13 protein-coding genes and 3 tRNA genes are annotated in these 15,018 nt (G+C 56.1%); 4 read left to right on the top strand and 12 right to left on the bottom strand.

The window, feature by feature from the left end:
- Window positions 1-164: 164 nt before the first annotated feature.
- The 10 genes from ACRTGH_RS06625 to ACRTGH_RS06580 form a co-directional block, all read right to left on the bottom strand.
- The gene (locus ACRTGH_RS06625) at window positions 165-884 is read right to left on the bottom strand and encodes an N-acetylmuramoyl-L-alanine amidase (protein ID WP_368846665.1); all 720 of its coding nucleotides are present in this window, start codon (window positions 882-884) and stop codon (window positions 165-167) included.
- Between the two features lie 23 nt (window positions 885-907).
- Window positions 908-1,864 (bottom strand): serine hydrolase, encoded by a 957-nt coding sequence (locus ACRTGH_RS06620; RefSeq protein ID WP_368846666.1) that lies wholly within the window; start codon window positions 1,862-1,864, stop codon window positions 908-910.
- 10 nt (window positions 1,865-1,874) lie between these two features.
- Complete coding sequence (locus tag ACRTGH_RS06615; RefSeq protein WP_368846667.1) at window positions 1,875-2,246, bottom strand: hypothetical protein; 372 nt, start codon at window positions 2,244-2,246, stop codon at window positions 1,875-1,877.
- Window positions 2,247-2,578: 332 nt separating this feature from the next.
- Window positions 2,579-2,666: transfer RNA gene (locus ACRTGH_RS06610), tRNA-Ser, on the bottom strand.
- Between the two features lie 72 nt (window positions 2,667-2,738).
- On the bottom strand, window positions 2,739-3,389 hold the full coding sequence (locus tag ACRTGH_RS06605) for a CBS and ACT domain-containing protein (RefSeq protein WP_368846668.1): 651 nt from the start codon (window positions 3,387-3,389) through the stop codon (window positions 2,739-2,741).
- A 104-nt stretch (window positions 3,390-3,493) separates the two neighbouring features.
- Window positions 3,494-4,210 carry an ABC transporter ATP-binding protein gene (locus ACRTGH_RS06600; protein ID WP_368846669.1) on the bottom strand — a complete coding sequence of 239 codons (717 nt, stop codon included), beginning with the start codon at window positions 4,208-4,210 and terminating at the stop codon, window positions 3,494-3,496.
- A 2-nt stretch (window positions 4,211-4,212) separates the two neighbouring features.
- On the bottom strand, window positions 4,213-4,980 hold the full coding sequence (locus ACRTGH_RS06595; RefSeq protein WP_368846670.1) for an ABC transporter ATP-binding protein: 768 nt from the start codon (window positions 4,978-4,980) through the stop codon (window positions 4,213-4,215).
- Entirely contained in the window at window positions 4,973-5,926 is a 954-nt protein-coding gene (locus tag ACRTGH_RS06590; protein WP_368846671.1) for a branched-chain amino acid ABC transporter permease, read from the bottom strand. Before ACRTGH_RS06590 ends, ACRTGH_RS06595 begins: the two co-directional genes overlap by 8 nt.
- Before the next feature lie 8 nt (window positions 5,927-5,934).
- The gene (locus ACRTGH_RS06585; protein WP_368846672.1) at window positions 5,935-6,822 is read right to left on the bottom strand and encodes a branched-chain amino acid ABC transporter permease; all 888 of its coding nucleotides are present in this window, start codon (window positions 6,820-6,822) and stop codon (window positions 5,935-5,937) included.
- Between the two features lie 137 nt (window positions 6,823-6,959).
- Complete coding sequence (locus ACRTGH_RS06580) at window positions 6,960-8,132, bottom strand: ABC transporter substrate-binding protein (protein ID WP_368846673.1); 1,173 nt, start codon at window positions 8,130-8,132, stop codon at window positions 6,960-6,962.
- Between the two features lie 258 nt (window positions 8,133-8,390).
- Between ACRTGH_RS06580 and ACRTGH_RS06575 the strand changes: the two genes are divergently transcribed.
- The 4 genes from ACRTGH_RS06575 to ACRTGH_RS06560 all read left to right on the top strand — a co-directional run bounded on the left by ACRTGH_RS06575 (window position 8,391) and on the right by ACRTGH_RS06560 (window position 12,037).
- A tRNA-Pro gene (locus ACRTGH_RS06575) sits at window positions 8,391-8,467 on the top strand.
- Window positions 8,468-9,526: 1,059 nt separating this feature from the next.
- Window positions 9,527-9,603, top strand: a tRNA-Val gene (locus tag ACRTGH_RS06570).
- Between the two features lie 113 nt (window positions 9,604-9,716).
- Complete coding sequence (locus ACRTGH_RS06565) at window positions 9,717-11,531, top strand: M48 family metalloprotease (protein WP_368846674.1); 1,815 nt, start codon at window positions 9,717-9,719, stop codon at window positions 11,529-11,531.
- 278 nt (window positions 11,532-11,809) lie between these two features.
- A complete protein-coding gene (locus ACRTGH_RS06560; protein WP_368846675.1) occupies window positions 11,810-12,037 on the top strand; it encodes a hypothetical protein in 228 nt (75 codons plus the stop codon).
- A gap of 384 nt (window positions 12,038-12,421) precedes the next feature.
- On the opposite strand, the gene ACRTGH_RS06555 is transcribed toward ACRTGH_RS06560, so the two are convergent.
- The gene (locus tag ACRTGH_RS06555; RefSeq protein WP_368846676.1) at window positions 12,422-12,853 is read right to left on the bottom strand and encodes a YybH family protein; all 432 of its coding nucleotides are present in this window, start codon (window positions 12,851-12,853) and stop codon (window positions 12,422-12,424) included.
- Window positions 12,854-13,032: 179 nt separating this feature from the next.
- Complete coding sequence (locus ACRTGH_RS06550) at window positions 13,033-14,799, bottom strand: sensor domain-containing diguanylate cyclase (protein WP_368846677.1); 1,767 nt, start codon at window positions 14,797-14,799, stop codon at window positions 13,033-13,035.
- Window positions 14,800-15,018 lie beyond the last annotated feature (219 nt).

Below are 15,018 nucleotides of genomic sequence, written 5' to 3'. Positions count from 1 at the left end.
ATGCAAGGCGCCGCCCCGCAAAGGCGACAAGCGCGAAACCGCCTGCCTTGCAGGCTTCCTGAAAAAACATTAAGGAAGCGCGAATGAAAAGGAGCCGCGCACGACAGACATTTTCCGCCGTGCGCGGCTCCTGGACAAATGCCGGCTTGCAAATCCAAGCCGCCTCACTCGGGATAAAAGATAAGCCCCTCCGGCTCCAACGCTTCGCGCAGCCCCCGCATAAACGCCGGCCCCGGATCGGACTTCAGGGAGCGGTAGCCCGCGACATGCTCGATATAAAGACCGCTCGCCCGCGCCGCATCCTGCTGGTAATGCCCGAACACATAGCGAATCGTCGGATACTTCTCCCGCAGATAGCGGATCAGCGCCGCATTCGCCGCAAGCTGCTCCGCCGTCAAGTCTTCCTCTCCGCCGACGCCGCCGACATTCTCAATGCCGACAGCGCACCAGTTGTAGCCGATGATATGGCGTCCCATCGCCGTTTCGGGCAGCAGACGGAAGATCGTGCCGTCGCGGTCGACAAGGAACTGGGAAGCATAATTGAGCGTGCCGTCGCTTGCCGCCGCCTCATAGAAATGAGCATACGCCGATTCCCATGTGCTGCTCGCCGTCCAGTGCACAACAACGGCCTGCGGCGTGATTTCGGCAATATCCATGCCGTAGTGAAGCGCCGCATAGGCGCGCGCCAGCGCCTCGCGTTCCTCCGAATACACAACCGGCTTGTCGACGATCACCGGCGCTTCGGCGGCTTCGGCTGCCGGAGTGCACGGGGCTGCCGCATCCGGCGCCGCCTGCCCGTCCGTTGCAGCGGGCAGGCGGCTCCCGACAAGAAAAATGGCAGCAAAAAAGAGCGCACCCAGGATTTTCTTTATTTTGCAGGCCATAAGCATCCTCCCGGCAAAACGGCTCAATACGCCGCCGCATAACGGGCAATCTCGCGGATCGTTCCAATCGCCCGATCCCTGCCCGAATAATTTTCCGTCATGACGACGAGAATGACATCCCTCGTCCCCGTATAAATGATGCCGCCGTCGTCATAGAGCCCGACGAGCTCGCCCGTCTTATGTGCGATGACGGCAGAGGGCAGCGCCGCCGGAAAGCACTCCGTATCCTTCTGCCCGCGCAGGTACGACAGCATGATCTCGTCCTCGCCTGCACCGACGCAGACATGGTGATAGACGCGCTGGAAGAAATGACCGAGGTCGGCTGCAGAAGTATAATTCTCGCGCCCCTCGGCGATCGCCGCCCCATCCATCATCTTGCGCTGCAGCAATGTATCGCCGTAGCCATTTTGCTGTATGTACGCATTGATCGCTGCCATGCCCAGGAGGTCTATGACCATGTTCGTCGCCGTATTGTCGCTTTCTGTAATCATCAGGGAAAGCACTTCGGAAAGGGTCAGCTCCGTCCCGCTCGCATAGCCGCCCAGGACGCCTGCCCCACCCACCTTGTCGCAATCGCGGAGGATGAGACTTTGGCTCAGGGAGAGCTCTCCGGCACGCACTTTTTCCATGGCCGCTCCGAGGATGAAGACCTTGATCATGCTCGCCGAACGCATCGCATGGGAATTATAGACATATTCCGAGTTCCCTTCCTGCGGGTAGTCGATATAGACGGCGTATTCCGTCGCATCGCCGGCCACAATCGCGGCGATCCCCTCTGCAAGAGCATCGTTAGACGCCTGTTCCCCCGAAGCCTCCGCCGAGGCTCTTGCCTCCGTGTTTACGGAATCGCCCCGAAAGAAGCCTGCCGCTTCCTCTGCCGCACCCGAAACTTCGTCATCCGTGAAGCCGGAGAACATCTGACATCCCAGACTTGCCGCAAAGAGCAGGAATGCCGCCCCTGCCAGAAAAAACTTTTTCATCGCCGCTCCTTCAAATCGGATAGTAACTCAAAAGCTTGCGGTACATCACATAAATCGGCGCATTTGCCGTTTCGATATAGAACACATGGCCGCGCCTGTCGCGATAAATCTCATTTCCCGCAGCGTCCATCTCATACTGGTACTGTTCATATTCCCTGCGGTAGGCGTCAAAATTGCTCGTGCATTCCATGCGCGAGCCGTCCGCACGCTGGATGATGTAATGCGTGTGCACCAGACTGCCGTCAATGACCCACGTTTGATCCTTGTCAAAGTAGACGGTGCGGATATTGTCCGAATAGCACCAAACCAGTTCCCGTGCCTGGCAGGAGCCGAAAACGGCCAACAGGCACAACAAAGTCAGGAAAAATACCCTCTTTCGCATATTGCACACTCCCTTTCTTCCATGCGGGAAACAGAGCCATAACGCCCTGTTTCTCCGGAAATCGCGGCGAGCGCCCATAAAGCAGAACCGCCGAAGCAGTCCGGCGCCGTTTTATTCATAATTATTGTATCATTCAGTATTTTTCCCGTCAATACGGAAGAATGTCCCCCAACCGGGTCCCTCCCGTCTCATAAGACGCGGCTTTTTGCACAATAACACATTGGCAGCCCGTGTTTGCATCTCCGATCGTTTCATGCAGGCCGCAGGCTGCCAAAAATAAAAAGCAAAAGAAAAAGGCTTCCGGGCAAAATGCTCGGAAGCCTTGAATTTACTGGCGGAGAGGGTGGGATTCGAACCCACGGTACATTGCTGCACACTTGATTTCGAGTCAAGCACCTTCGACCACTCGGACACCTCTCCTTGAGTCACTTGCCTAGTTTACCACATCTTTGAATGCTTGTAAAGGAATCACGGATAAATTCATCCCCGCCCTCAGCCGATTTTTACGACATGGGCGACATGGAAGCCTTTTTCCTCAAGTTTTCTGCGCACGGCGTCGCTGTCCGCGGTGTCGAAGCGCACGACGATCTCGTAGTTGCCGTCCTCCTGCTGGCAGGTGACGAGGCTGTCGATATTGCAGCCGCAGTCGGAAATCGCTCCTGCGAGGTCGCGCACGACGCCAACCTTGTCGCCGACATCGGCGATGGTGAAGCGCGTCTTGCCGTGGGTCAGACCCATGACATCGACAAAGGTCTTGAAAATGTCGGTCTCAGTGATGACGCCGACGACGACGCCGACGCTCGAGATGACGGGCAGGCCGCCGATCTTGTGGTTGTACATGATGAGCGCGGCTTCCTCGATCGTCGCATCCTCGTTGACGGAGACGACATTCTTCTGCATGATGTCCTCGATGCGCATCTTCGCCAAAAGCGAGGTGATTTCATAGCGCGAGAGCGTCGTCGCGGGCGACGGTGAGACGCGCATGATGTCCCGGTCACTTAAAAAGCCCACGAGCCTGCCGTCCTCGTCGACGACGGGCAAACGGCGGAAGTGATGCTTTTTCATGAGTTCCCGCGCCGCGTCCACTTTCGTTTCCGGCGTGACGGTAATCGGATTCTTTGCCATGCGATTTGCTACGAACATAATCAGTATCCTTTCTGTTTCATGCAGGGCAGCGCACATCGCCCAAAAGCGGACGTTTGTGCACGCAGATCAGCGGAAAAATCTTGTATGCCGAGACGGGCGCCTTACCCGCCCAGATAGGCCTTCCTCACGTCCTCGCTGGCCGCCAGCTCCTTCGCGGCGCCCGAGAGAGTGATGCGCCCCGTCTCGAGGACGTATGCTCTGTGCGCGATGGAAAGCGCCATGTTCGCGTTCTGCTCGACGAGCAGGACGGTCGTTCCCTCGCGGTTGATGTCCTCGATGATGGAGAAGATCTCTTTGATGAGGAGCGGCGCCAATCCCATGGACGGTTCATCGAGCAGGAGGAGCTTCGGCCGGCTCATCAGAGCGCGCCCCATCGCAAGCATCTGCTGCTCGCCGCCGGAGAGCGTTCCCGCCTGCTGCCTGCGTCGCTCCTTGAGGCGCGGGAAGCGTTCGTAGACAAGATCGAAGTCTTTTTCCACGCCGTCTTTGTCCTTGCGGATAAAGGCGCCCATCTCGAGATTTTCCTGCACGCTCATCTCGGCAAAGATGCGCCTGCCCTCTGGGACTTGCGAGATTCCCCGCTTGACGATCTCATGCGCGGGAATCCCGCCGATATCGCCGCCGAGGAAGGAGATCATGCCGCCCTTGGGTGCAAGCAGGCCGGAAATCGTCCGAAGCGTCGTGGACTTTCCCGCGCCGTTTGCCCCGATGAGCGTGACGATCTCCCCTTTTTCGACCTCGAGGCTCACGCCCTTCAGGGCATGAATCGCGCCGTAATAGACGTGGATATTGTCGATTTTCAGCATTGTCTCTGCCATCTTCACGCCTCCCCGCCGAGATAGGCCCTTATGACCTCGGGATTTTCCCTGATTTGTGCCGGCGTGCCGTCTGCGATGACCTCGCCGTACTCAAGCACATAGATGCGCTCGCAGATGCCCATGACGAGGCTCATATCGTGCTCGATCAGAAGGATCGTCAGGCCGAATTCCTTCTTGATCCAGCGGATCATCTCCATGAGCTCCTGCGTTTCCTGCGGATTCATGCCCGCCGCCGGCTCGTCGAGCAGCAGGAGCTTCGGCTTCGCGGCCAGAGCGCGTGCGATTTCAAGACGCCGCTGCGCACCGTAGGGAAGATTTTTCGCGAGCTCCGCTGCCTGGCTCTCCAAGCGGAAAATCTTCAGGAGCTTTTTCGCCCGCTCTTCGATCTCCCGCTCCTCCTTAGCATAGCGGCCAAGGCGCAGGACGGCTTCCGCCACCGTATACTTCGTGCGCCCATGATAGGCGATCTTGACGTTTTCCAGAACGCTCCGTTCAGAAAAAAGGCGGATGTTCTGGAATGTACGCGCGATGCCGCGCCGCGTGATTTCGTAGGGCTTCTTTCCGACGATGCTCTTGCCGTCGAAGAAGAGCTCGCCTTCCGTCGGACGGTAGACGCCTGTGATCATGTTGAAGGCCGTCGTCTTTCCCGCGCCGTTCGGGCCGATGAGGCCGATGAGCTCGCCCTTTTCAATCACCATGTTGAAGTTCGAGACCGCCCGCAGGCCGCCAAAAACCTGTGTGAGGCCTTCCGCTTTCAAAAGTTCAGCCATTCGTCTGCCCCCCTTTGCGGAAGATGCGCCGCAGCGGACCGATGTCCGTAAGCTCCATGTAGCCGAAGATGCCCTTGGGGCGATAGAACATGAAGAGGATCAAGGCGATTGCGAAGATGATCATGCGGAACTCCGGCCAGTCCGCGAGCGCCGCCTGCAGGATGGTGACGAAAAAGGCGCCGACGATGGAGCCGGTAAGAGATCCCATGCCGCCGAGGACGACCATGATCAGGAAGAAAAACGACTGCATGAAGGTGAAGGATGTCGGGCTCAGATACGTCAACGTATGGCCGAAAAGGCCGCCGCCCAGTCCCGCAAAACCCGCGCCGATGGCAAAGGCCATGACCTTGTAGCGCGTCGTCGGAATGCCCATGGCCTCCGCCGCAATCTCGTCCTCACGAATGGCGATGCAGGCACGGCCATGCGTCGAATTTACGAAATTCTTAATGAAGAACAGTGTCAGAAGCACGGCGAAAAACACCCAGGCAAAATTCGTATCGCGCGGGATGCCCTTGAATCCTGCCGCCCCGCCAACATAGTCGATATTGATGAGAACGACGCGGATGATTTCGCCGAGACCGAGCGTCGCAATCGCGAGGTAGTCGCCGCGCAGGCGCAGCGTCGGCAGGCCGATGAGGACGCCGAGAAACGCCGCCGCCAAAGCACCTGCAAGAAGCGCCAGCGGAAACGGCACCTGGAAGTTCACCGTGAGGATGGCGGCGACATAGGCGCCGACCGCCATGAAGCCCGCATGTCCGAGCGAAAACTGGCCGGTGTAGCCGTTGATGAGGTTCAGGCTCGCCGTCATGATGACGTTGATGCCGAAGAACAAGAGGTTCAGCTGCCAAAACACGTTGATGAAGCGTTCTGCAATCAAGGCCTGCAAAATACCGAAAAGGATGAGGCCGAAGAGGAAGAAAATCAAATCCTGCTTTCTCAGGCTCATATCATCACCTACACTTTCTCGCGGGTATTCTTGCCGAAAAGTCCCGCAGGCTTGAAGAGGAGCACGAGGATCAGGATGGCAAAGGCCGCCGCATCACGAAACGTCGAAGAAACGAAGCCGGAAACAAAAGCCTCGACGATGCCGAGGATCAGTCCGCCGGCAACAGCACCGGGCAGGATCCCGATGCCGCCGAGAACCGCCGCAACAAAGGCCTTGACGCCGGGCATGATGCCCATCAGCGGGTCGATGGAATTGTAATAGACGCCGACGAGTACGCCCGCGACGGCTGCAAGAGCCGAACCGATGCAGAACGTAAAAGAAATCACGCGGTCGGCATTGATGCCCATGAGCTGCGCCGTCTCGGTATCGTAGGAAGCGGCGCGCATGGCCTTGCCGATCTTCGTGCGCTGCACGATATAGGTCAGCACGGCCATGAGGAAGAATGTGATGCCCAGGATGAGCATTTGCTGGCCGTTGATGACAAGCGAGCCGACACTGAACGCCACATCCTGGAACAGCGGCGGAAACGTGCGCGGCGTCGGCGAGACGAAATACATCATCGCATACTCCAAAAAGAGCGAGACGCCGATGGCCGAAATCAGTGCCGATATGCGCGGCGCATGGCGCAGCGGCTTATAGGCGAGCTTTTCGATGGCCATGCCGAGGATTGCCGTGACGACCATTGAAAGCACAAGGGCGGGCACAATGGACAGCCCGAGATTTGTCACCGCAAAAAAACCGAGATACGCGCCGACCATATAGATATCGCCGTGCGCGAAATTGATGAGCTTGATGATGCCATAGACCATGGTATAGCCAAGCGCGATCAGGGCGTAAATGCTGCCGAGCGAAACGCCGTTGATGAGCTGCTGGGCAATCTGCTCCGAAAGCTCCATGGAATTCTCCTTTCTTTGAGCGACTCGCTGGACATGAGTTCAGCTGTCGCTTCATTTCCTTTGCGAAGAAAAGGCCGCATCGCTGCGGCCTTTTTGCTTCATCCGGAAAACTGCCGATCCGGCTGCTGCCCGGATGCTCAGTTGCCCTCCGGCGTAATCTTCGCCTTGAGTTCCTTTTCGCCATTCTTCATCTCGAGGATGACCGCCGTCTTGATCGGGTTGTGGTTCTTATCCATGGAGATGGTTCCCGTGCCGACCTTGAGATTCTTCGTCTCCTCAAGCGCCTGCCGGATCTTCTCTGTATCTTCGCTGCCCGCGCGCTTCAGCGCATCGACGAGCATCTTGCCCGCATCGTAGCCAAGCGCCGCAAAGACATTCGGCGCACGGTTGAACTTCTTCTTGTAAGCCTCGATGAAGCCCTGCACTTCCTGATCCTTCTCCGAGTAATGCGTGCTGAAGTACGTGTTGTTCAAGGCATCCGCACCAGCGATATCGACGACCTTCGTATCATCCCAGCCGTCCGTGCCGAGAATCGCGGAAGAAATGCCCATCTCACGCGCCTGCTTGACAATCTTGCCGACCTCTTCATAGTAAGCCGGAACAAACATGACATCGGCATTCGCCGTCTTGAGCTTCGTCAGCGTCGCCTTGAAATCCTGGTCCTTCTGCAGGAAAGCTTCCTCCATGACGACCTTGCCGCCCGCAGCCTCGAACTTCTCCTTGAACACCTTGCCGAGGTTCTTCGAGTAGTCGGAGCTATTGTCAACATAGATGACCGCCGTCTTTGCCTTGAGCTCCTGCGCGGCAAACGTCGCCATCACCGCGCCCTGCTGCGGGTCGATGAAGCAGCTGCGGAAAACAAACGGCTTGACCTTGCCGTTTTCCACCGTCGCTTCCGGGCTCGTCGCGCAAGGGGCGATGATCGGCACCTTCGCATCCGTCGCCGTCTGCGTCTCGGCGAGCACAAGTCCGGTCGTCGCGGGACCGACGATGATCTTCACATCATCATCGGAAATGAGTTTCGTCGCAGCGTTGACCGACTCCGCCGCCTCGGACTTGTCGTCGACAGAAACGAGCTCGATCTTCTTGCCGTTCACGCCGCCGGCCTCATTCGCCTCATCAATGGCGAGCTGAAGCCCCTCCAGCGTTGCGTTGCCGTAGTTCGCGACATTGCCCGTAAGCTCGAAATTCGCGCCCACCTTGATGGCATCGCTGTCCGACTTCGCACCGCAGCCTGCAAAGACGCCGCTCAAGAGCGCCGTGCCAAGCACAAGACCGGCAAGCCGCAGTCCCTTCTTGCTAAAAATCATCAAAATCCCCCTCCACAATCCATAGAAAACAGCTTTCTTCATTATATGCGAGACAGCGTCCGTTCGTCAAGCAGACCGGCGGCTTGGAATGCAGCCTCAGCGCACCGGACGGTTGCACAGAAAAGATTCTACCCCAGGTGCGTCTGCTCGTCCTTTTTATGTGTCCGATTTCATTTTACAATTAACCAACTTCCTAAATTTCAAGTCGGTGAAATTTTTTCTGGCTTTTTGTATAGAAGTCTGCTATACTAGAGCAGTCGGGGCGTGGCTCAGCTTGGTAGAGCGCTTCCTTGGGGTGGAAGAGGTCGTGGGTTCAAATCCCGTCGCTCCGACCAGCTTAGTATTTTCAAGGCTTCAGGGGCTGTCCAACTGCTACTTGGACGGCTCCATTTTTTTATGCCTAAAATACCCGCTTAGCTGTTTCTAAGACCTAAGCCCCGTAACCCTTCCTCTATTTTCCGGCGGTCTTTCGCGTTGAATTCGTTGCTATCGTGGCAGTAAATGTCCATTGTGGTTGAACCGTCGGCGTGTCCCAGTATCTGCCGCAGCAGGGCTATGCTCACGCCGGTTTCGCGTAATAATATATTATTACAGACGCGAAAATATTCCACAAATTTCAGTTTTGCCGTAACAGAAAACAACGACAGACAAACTCAAAAGACTTGCAAGCGCTTCGCCAATTTGCTATGATATAGACAAGAAGAGAACCACCGTAAACGGCTACCTCTTCCGAAAGAAATGGGTTAAGAACTAACCGCTATCCTTTGGCGAGGGGGCGGTTATTTCTTTTTTAACACGATGATGTACCCTGTCGCGAAGATCAAAATCACGATCAACTCGAAAGAAGTCATACGCGCCACCCCCTTTCTTTTCGGAATGGGAGTGGAAGAAGCAGCCGCTTAGCCTTGGGTGGTTCTCTTTCGGTATTATACAGCCTTTTTATGTTGTACATAAGAGAAAGACACAGCACTTTACATGACCGTCAAAGAAGCTCCTTGAAAGCCTTGCAAAATATTTCAGTTTTGCCATAACGGAAAATACCGACAGACAAACTCAAAACTTGTAAGCGCGTCTTGACTTTGCTATGGATATAGACAAGTCTTGTTGTTGTCTTCTTGCTTCATGATGGCAGCCTCCTTCGTGCAGATGAAATACTTCCTACACTAAATGCAGCCACAAATTCTTCTTAGGGTAAATCCCACTAGGGACTCGGTATGTGGAAGTTCCTTTGGAAATCTACCTTTATTTTACAACTCCCCTTTGGCAGAACGATGCGACAATTAAACTTGCAATCTTCCCCCGGACAAAACTTTTTCAAAAAAGCCTTGCATTTCTTTTCGCCTTTCGGTATAATACATCTTGTTCGCAGGCGGACGGCCTGCATTTCATATGCCGCTCGGTTAGCTCAGTTGGTTAGAGTATCACATTGACATTGTGGGGGTCACTGGTTCGAATCCAGTACCGAGCACCATTGCCTATAAAGCAGTCATCTTCGGATGGCTGCTCCTTTGTTATATAGGAAAATTAAAATTTGCCCCTTTCATGTTAAGGAAGCACTGAAGCTACAAAGAGGAGGGACACACTATGAAAGCCCCGAAAAAAATCCGCCTGACCATAGCTGCCGCCCTTTTGGCAACAATGCCGCTGGGTGCTGCGCCTGCTCAGGCCGCCTCGCTCGACCCCATGATGATCGGCATGTCGGTCATCGGAGGCTTCCTGTCCTATCACGGCACGCTCAAGGAAATGCTGGCCATCGGCAACAATGTCGACTACCAGATCAGCGGGCTCAAGCAGGATATGGAGACGAACGGCGAGGAAAAGGATGAAAAAAACCGTGCCGTCGTCGACGCCGTGCTCACACGTCTCACCCAACACGGTGAATACGCCCTGCATGTCAATTCCCTCCCCTTCCTCTGGCGCGTCAATGCCAACGACACCTTCAACGCCTCCTGCTATCCGACGGACTACATCAGCGTGAACCGCGGGCTCGTGCGTGCGCTGCACCACGACGAGGACGAGCTCGCTGCCGTGCTCGGGCACGAGATGACGCACGGCCTGCGCCAGCACAGCGCGAAAAACTATGCAAAGGCCGTGGCCGAATCCTACGCGGGCATGGCCATCGGCTCGGCGGCCGACAACCTCGACTGGCAAAAACTCAACGCCGTCGTCGCCTATGCCATCGCCAAGGACGTGACGCTGCCGAGCGAGCTCGAAGCCGATGAAGGCGGCTTCTACCTGATGACGACGGCCGGTTTCAACCCCGGCGGCGGCGCGGCCGCCATGGCACGCATGGCCTACTATCTGACCTATGAGACACAGGACATCTCGGAATACCAAGATCCCTTCGAGGATCCCGACGCACCGAACTACAACGACCACCCCGCCATGGCGGACCGCATCAAACGTCTCGCGGGCTATATGACGACGTACAGCATGAACCATGTGACTGTCGAAAACGGCAAGGATGTGCTCATCGACGGGCAGCTCCTGCTCACCGCCGACTGGGATGCGGAATACAACAATACGACGGAAAACGCCTATCTGATCGCAGGAGGCATAGCCAAAGCCCTGCATGACAAGGCAAGCTTCGCCGACTGGAATTTCCGTGCCGACAAGCATGGACGCCGGTTCTACCTTGACGACAGCCGCGTCTATGAAAAACTCAAGAAGTTCGTCTCCCGCAGCCATGCCGAAACAAAGCTGGAAGAGCTCGTGCGCGCCGCCTACGCGAATCCGAAGGACAAGGCCGCGCGCGAAAAAGTCGCCGCAGCGGAAAAGAAACGCTCCGATGCCTGGCAGAGCATCCGCAGCAAAGCGCTCGATGCAAAATCCGACTATGTGAAGCAGCTCCGCTACAATGCCGACCGCTACAGCGACAACGGCATGGCGAAGGAGGCGCTCTTCCTCATGGAGCGCGCCTTCGCCGCAAAGAATCCGGACAACGTCGCGGAAAACTACGCGATACGCGGCCGTGCGCGCGCCGTTGCCGGCGACTACGAAGCCGCGCTCGCCGACGCCGACCATGCCGTCGAACTCGACAGCGCGAATGTCTACAACTTCCTGAACCACGCCGATGTGCGGCGCATGCGGGGCGAACGCGAAGCAGCCCTCGCCGACCTGGATCGAGCGCAGGAAATCGCCGCCGACAATCCCTTCACCTACAAGATACGCGCTGAAATCTTCAACGAAATGGGCGAAAAGGACAAGGCGCTTGCCGCCTACAGGGATTACTGGGCCAAGGCTCCCAAGGCGCGCGATATCCCCGACGAGTACATGAAGGACGTCGATGCCGCAGCCTACGAAAAAATGAAAAAGGAACGCGAAGAAGCCGAGAAGAAAAAGGCCGAAAAGGCTGCCAAAGACAAAGCGGCCGAAGAAACAGAGAAAAAAACCTCTTGAACCAACCGCATCGATTCCATTCCGACCGATCCCCTTGAAACTTGCTTTTGGGTAATATAGGGAACGGAAACGATGCGTCGCGACGGCAAACACAGGAAATTTCACGAAAGCCTAGGACTAACACCCTGCCCATTATGAGTAAAACGGACAAAAGTTTAAGAACTTCAACTTAATAGGCGAAAAGACTTAACTTTTCTCACCATTTTTTCGATAAAAGGGCAAGAAGGAATTACATCGCCAAAACGAAATTCCTACAACACAAAAAGGGGTGATGAACTATGGGGATTTTGGTGGGCGCCATCGTTGTCCTGCTCGCAATGCTTTTTCTCGATGACATGGAGCTTACGGCTGTATCGCTGATCATTGCCATCCCTCTGGGCGTGACGTATCAGCTTACCGAATCCGTAATCCTCTCCGCAGTCACGACCTTTGGCATCGTCCTGCTTCTCGGCCTGCTTTATCGGTACGAGATTCAGGGGATGAATGCAGAAAAGCAGGAGTCCTGAGGTCGCAGCAGATTTTTCTCGCGCAATTTGAAATTTTTCGTGCAATACAGGGAATTCTGTGCTATAATGGCTTTGCGGCAAGTAGACAATCAAGATCTACACGCCTATTCTGCCGTGTTTCACCAAACACAGGGGAAGTAGGCCAGCCACTGATTCTTTCCCTGTGTTCCTTAGACAAAGCGTCGGTCAGGCGATGCGCGTGACGGGCTTGTTTTCCAGGGTGGAATCGGAAAACCATAGCATGAAACAAAAGGGGGCCGCCTTGGGGCAGCCTCTTTTTTTGTGCGCCCAAAAAGGCGCGCCTTCCGGCAGCAGTACAGAAAAAGCCCCCGGCAAAAGCGCCGGGGGCAAACACAGCATTATTCCATTCCTGCGGTCATTGTCTCAGATGGGCTCACGCTCGCTCTTGATCGGCATTCCCGAAACATGCGCATGAAGAATCTTCCATCCCTCCTGCGACATGCGCCGATACGCCTGGCTCGTGCGCCCCTTGTGCTCGATTTCCATGCCGTCCGAACGCAGCTTGCCGTGGAAATCCCAGGTGTACATAGCGATCGCCGTATCGCGGTAGACCTCGATCTCAAGATCACGAATCTCAAAATGACGCTCCGTATAGAGCTTCTGGAGCCGATCGATGTAGAAATGCTGCCGGATGTTCTCCCAGCCGACATCCTCACCGCGCGGATGCACCATCGAGGTCTTCGGCCCCGGCTGCCAGATGCTTTCCGCAAGCGCGATGTTCGCATCATTCAAGGTCTTGATGTAGAGACCGACATACTCCTCAACAATGGCGGCGTCACCTTCACGAACTGTCATGAACGATTCCTCCCTCTTCCTCTCAAGATATTGACGGCTTCTTCCATTCCATCCTATTCTATCATATTTTTCCTTTTTTGACGACGTTTTTCAGAATTTTATCGCTTGTTTCCGAAAGCCCCCCAACGGCACGCAAATACAGCATCTCCGCGGTTCCTGACCGCCTCTTTTCCGCCGCCCTAGCGGTACGTCACGCTGTTCTTGCCCGGGACGCTCTTCGAGGCATAGAGCGCCTCGTCTGCACGCTTGAAGATGAGGTCCAGCGTATCATCCGGGCGCGAGAGCGTCGCGCCGATGCTGAGGTTGATGCGCCTGCCGTCGGGCAGGATCTTGAGCGCAGCCGCACCCGCGCGTATGCGTTCTGCCACGCGCTCCACCACATCACGGTCGGCGCGCACCAGAATGACGAAGAACTCATCGCCTCCCCAGCGGCTCGTGATGTCTGCGCTTCTGGTTGAGGCGCGCAGGACATCGGCGAGCGCAACGAGCGCCCGGTCGCCCATCGCATGGCCGAAGGTATCGTTGATTCCCTTGAAATTGTCCATATCGAGCATCAGAACGGCCAAGGAGGTTCCGCACGTCAGCGTGTTCTCTAGGATATCCCGCATCGACTGCTCCATGGCACGGCGGTTCAACAGGCCGGTCAGCGAATCGCGCTCGGCGAGAACGAGGAGCTTGCTGCGCGCCTCTTCCCATTCCTGCGTCACGGCATCGACGAAATGCATCAAGTGGGCAATGATCGAGGTCTGGTCGACAAATTTCGGCAGGACGGGGCCCAGGATCGGCGGTTCTTTCAGCGGGCCTTCCCGCAGTGCGACCGTCAGCATCGTCAGGTTGGTCTTCATGACTGCCCCGTCCTTGCGCAGAAACTCCGCAAAGGAATAGAAGCCGCACGTCGGCACAGCCTTCGAAATCGCTGCATATTCCTGCTCCGCATTCTCCTGCAGGATGAGATGGTGCCCCAGACAGTTCACGATGAATACGCCCTCGGGCGAAAACGCACAGACCTCCTCGTGAATCCTGTGCGCCTCGCGAATGATGGCGACGGGATCTCCGCTGGCTATGCGCAGGCGCTCCCCCTCACTCAGATCGGCGCTGACATCCACGCTTCCGTCATCATGGATATGAATCAGTCGCCGGGCAAGCTGCACGTCGTTGCGCTTGATATATATGGGAAAATTCTCGATGCCCTTGGATAATTCCAAATCTTGGCATATGCCGAGATAATGCGAAAAAAACTCCCCTGCCGGTTTCCCGTCAAGCTCGACGAGACGGCGCGGATCCGCCATGCGCGTCACCGTCACGGTGGGGCCGAACGCCCTCCAGCCCAAAGACGGCAGCACCTTGGCATGAAGCTCTTTCCCCGTGAACAGCAAAGCGAGCAAGCCGTCCTTCATGCGCCGTCCCGCCAGATCGATCATCACGCGCCCTTCCTCGTTGTACTCGGAAAGAAGGCCGCCAAAAAAGACGACATCGTTCGGCGCTTCCGAGAAGAGCCGCAGGAATTCGTTCGGCTCCGACAGCTGATGCGCAAACAGCAGCCCCACGAGCTTCATATCCGGCGTGCGGGAAATGGTTTCGACCAACGCACGGCCATCCGCCAAGACATCCTCCTGACAATCAAAGGCCAACGGCACGACCTGCGACGATTCCAGAAACACGAAGGTGACGGCGGCGCTTGCAACTCCGACGGCGCTGATATCCATGCTCCATATGCGGCCATTGGCAAAACCGCATTCGGCGGCAATCCCCACGACCTTCGCCTGCGGGAAGATGCGCCTCGTCTCGCTTTCAAAGCTCGTCATGGTTTCTTGGGCAAGCTCCGAGGCAAAAAGAAACACCAGAATATCCGACAGCTGCCCCATGGAAGAAGCAAGACCCTCCGCCTTCTTCAGGCAAAGCATGAGATCTTCCTCTTTGTAGAGCAGCGACGAGAACTGCTTCACGACACTGCACCCCCTTTGAAATCCTGCCGCAAAAACCAAGAAACCGGCCTCCCCTGGCGCAGAATGCTTGGCTGTCTTTCTTCATATAAAGCGGGCAGACGTATGCCCGACACATTTCCTGCAAAAGCTTTCCTTTTATTTACAGGCCTTCACAAGATTCCTTCCTACTTTAGTATCATATTCCAGCATAGGTATGGTGTCAAGGGTTCAACAGAAAAA

This window comes from Selenomonas oralis, from assembly GCF_051603425.1.
Lineage (GTDB): Bacteria > Bacillota > Negativicutes > Selenomonadales > Selenomonadaceae > Selenomonas > Selenomonas sputigena_A.
Note: the sequence above shows the minus strand (reverse complement) of the source record. Positions and strands in the feature narration are given on the sequence as shown.

Coding starts and splice junctions, on each gene's coding strand:
- ACRTGH_RS06625 (WP_368846665.1), bottom strand. CDS start 884: ATGGCCTGCAAAATAAAGAAAATCCTGGGTGCGCTCTTTTTTGCTGCC.
- ACRTGH_RS06620 (WP_368846666.1), bottom strand. CDS start 1,864: ATGAAAAAGTTTTTTCTGGCAGGGGCGGCATTCCTGCTCTTTGCGGCA.
- ACRTGH_RS06615 (WP_368846667.1), bottom strand. CDS start 2,246: ATGCGAAAGAGGGTATTTTTCCTGACTTTGTTGTGCCTGTTGGCCGTT.
- ACRTGH_RS06605 (WP_368846668.1), bottom strand. CDS start 3,389: ATGTTCGTAGCAAATCGCATGGCAAAGAATCCGATTACCGTCACGCCG.
- ACRTGH_RS06600 (WP_368846669.1), bottom strand. CDS start 4,210: ATGGCAGAGACAATGCTGAAAATCGACAATATCCACGTCTATTACGGC.
- ACRTGH_RS06595 (WP_368846670.1), bottom strand. CDS start 4,980: ATGGCTGAACTTTTGAAAGCGGAAGGCCTCACACAGGTTTTTGGCGGC.
- ACRTGH_RS06590 (WP_368846671.1), bottom strand. CDS start 5,926: ATGAGCCTGAGAAAGCAGGATTTGATTTTCTTCCTCTTCGGCCTCATC.
- ACRTGH_RS06585 (WP_368846672.1), bottom strand. CDS start 6,822: ATGGAGCTTTCGGAGCAGATTGCCCAGCAGCTCATCAACGGCGTTTCG.
- ACRTGH_RS06580 (WP_368846673.1), bottom strand. CDS start 8,132: ATGATTTTTAGCAAGAAGGGACTGCGGCTTGCCGGTCTTGTGCTTGGC.
- ACRTGH_RS06565 (WP_368846674.1), top strand. CDS start 9,717: ATGAAAGCCCCGAAAAAAATCCGCCTGACCATAGCTGCCGCCCTTTTG.
- ACRTGH_RS06560 (WP_368846675.1), top strand. CDS start 11,810: ATGGGGATTTTGGTGGGCGCCATCGTTGTCCTGCTCGCAATGCTTTTT.
- ACRTGH_RS06555 (WP_368846676.1), bottom strand. CDS start 12,853: ATGACAGTTCGTGAAGGTGACGCCGCCATTGTTGAGGAGTATGTCGGT.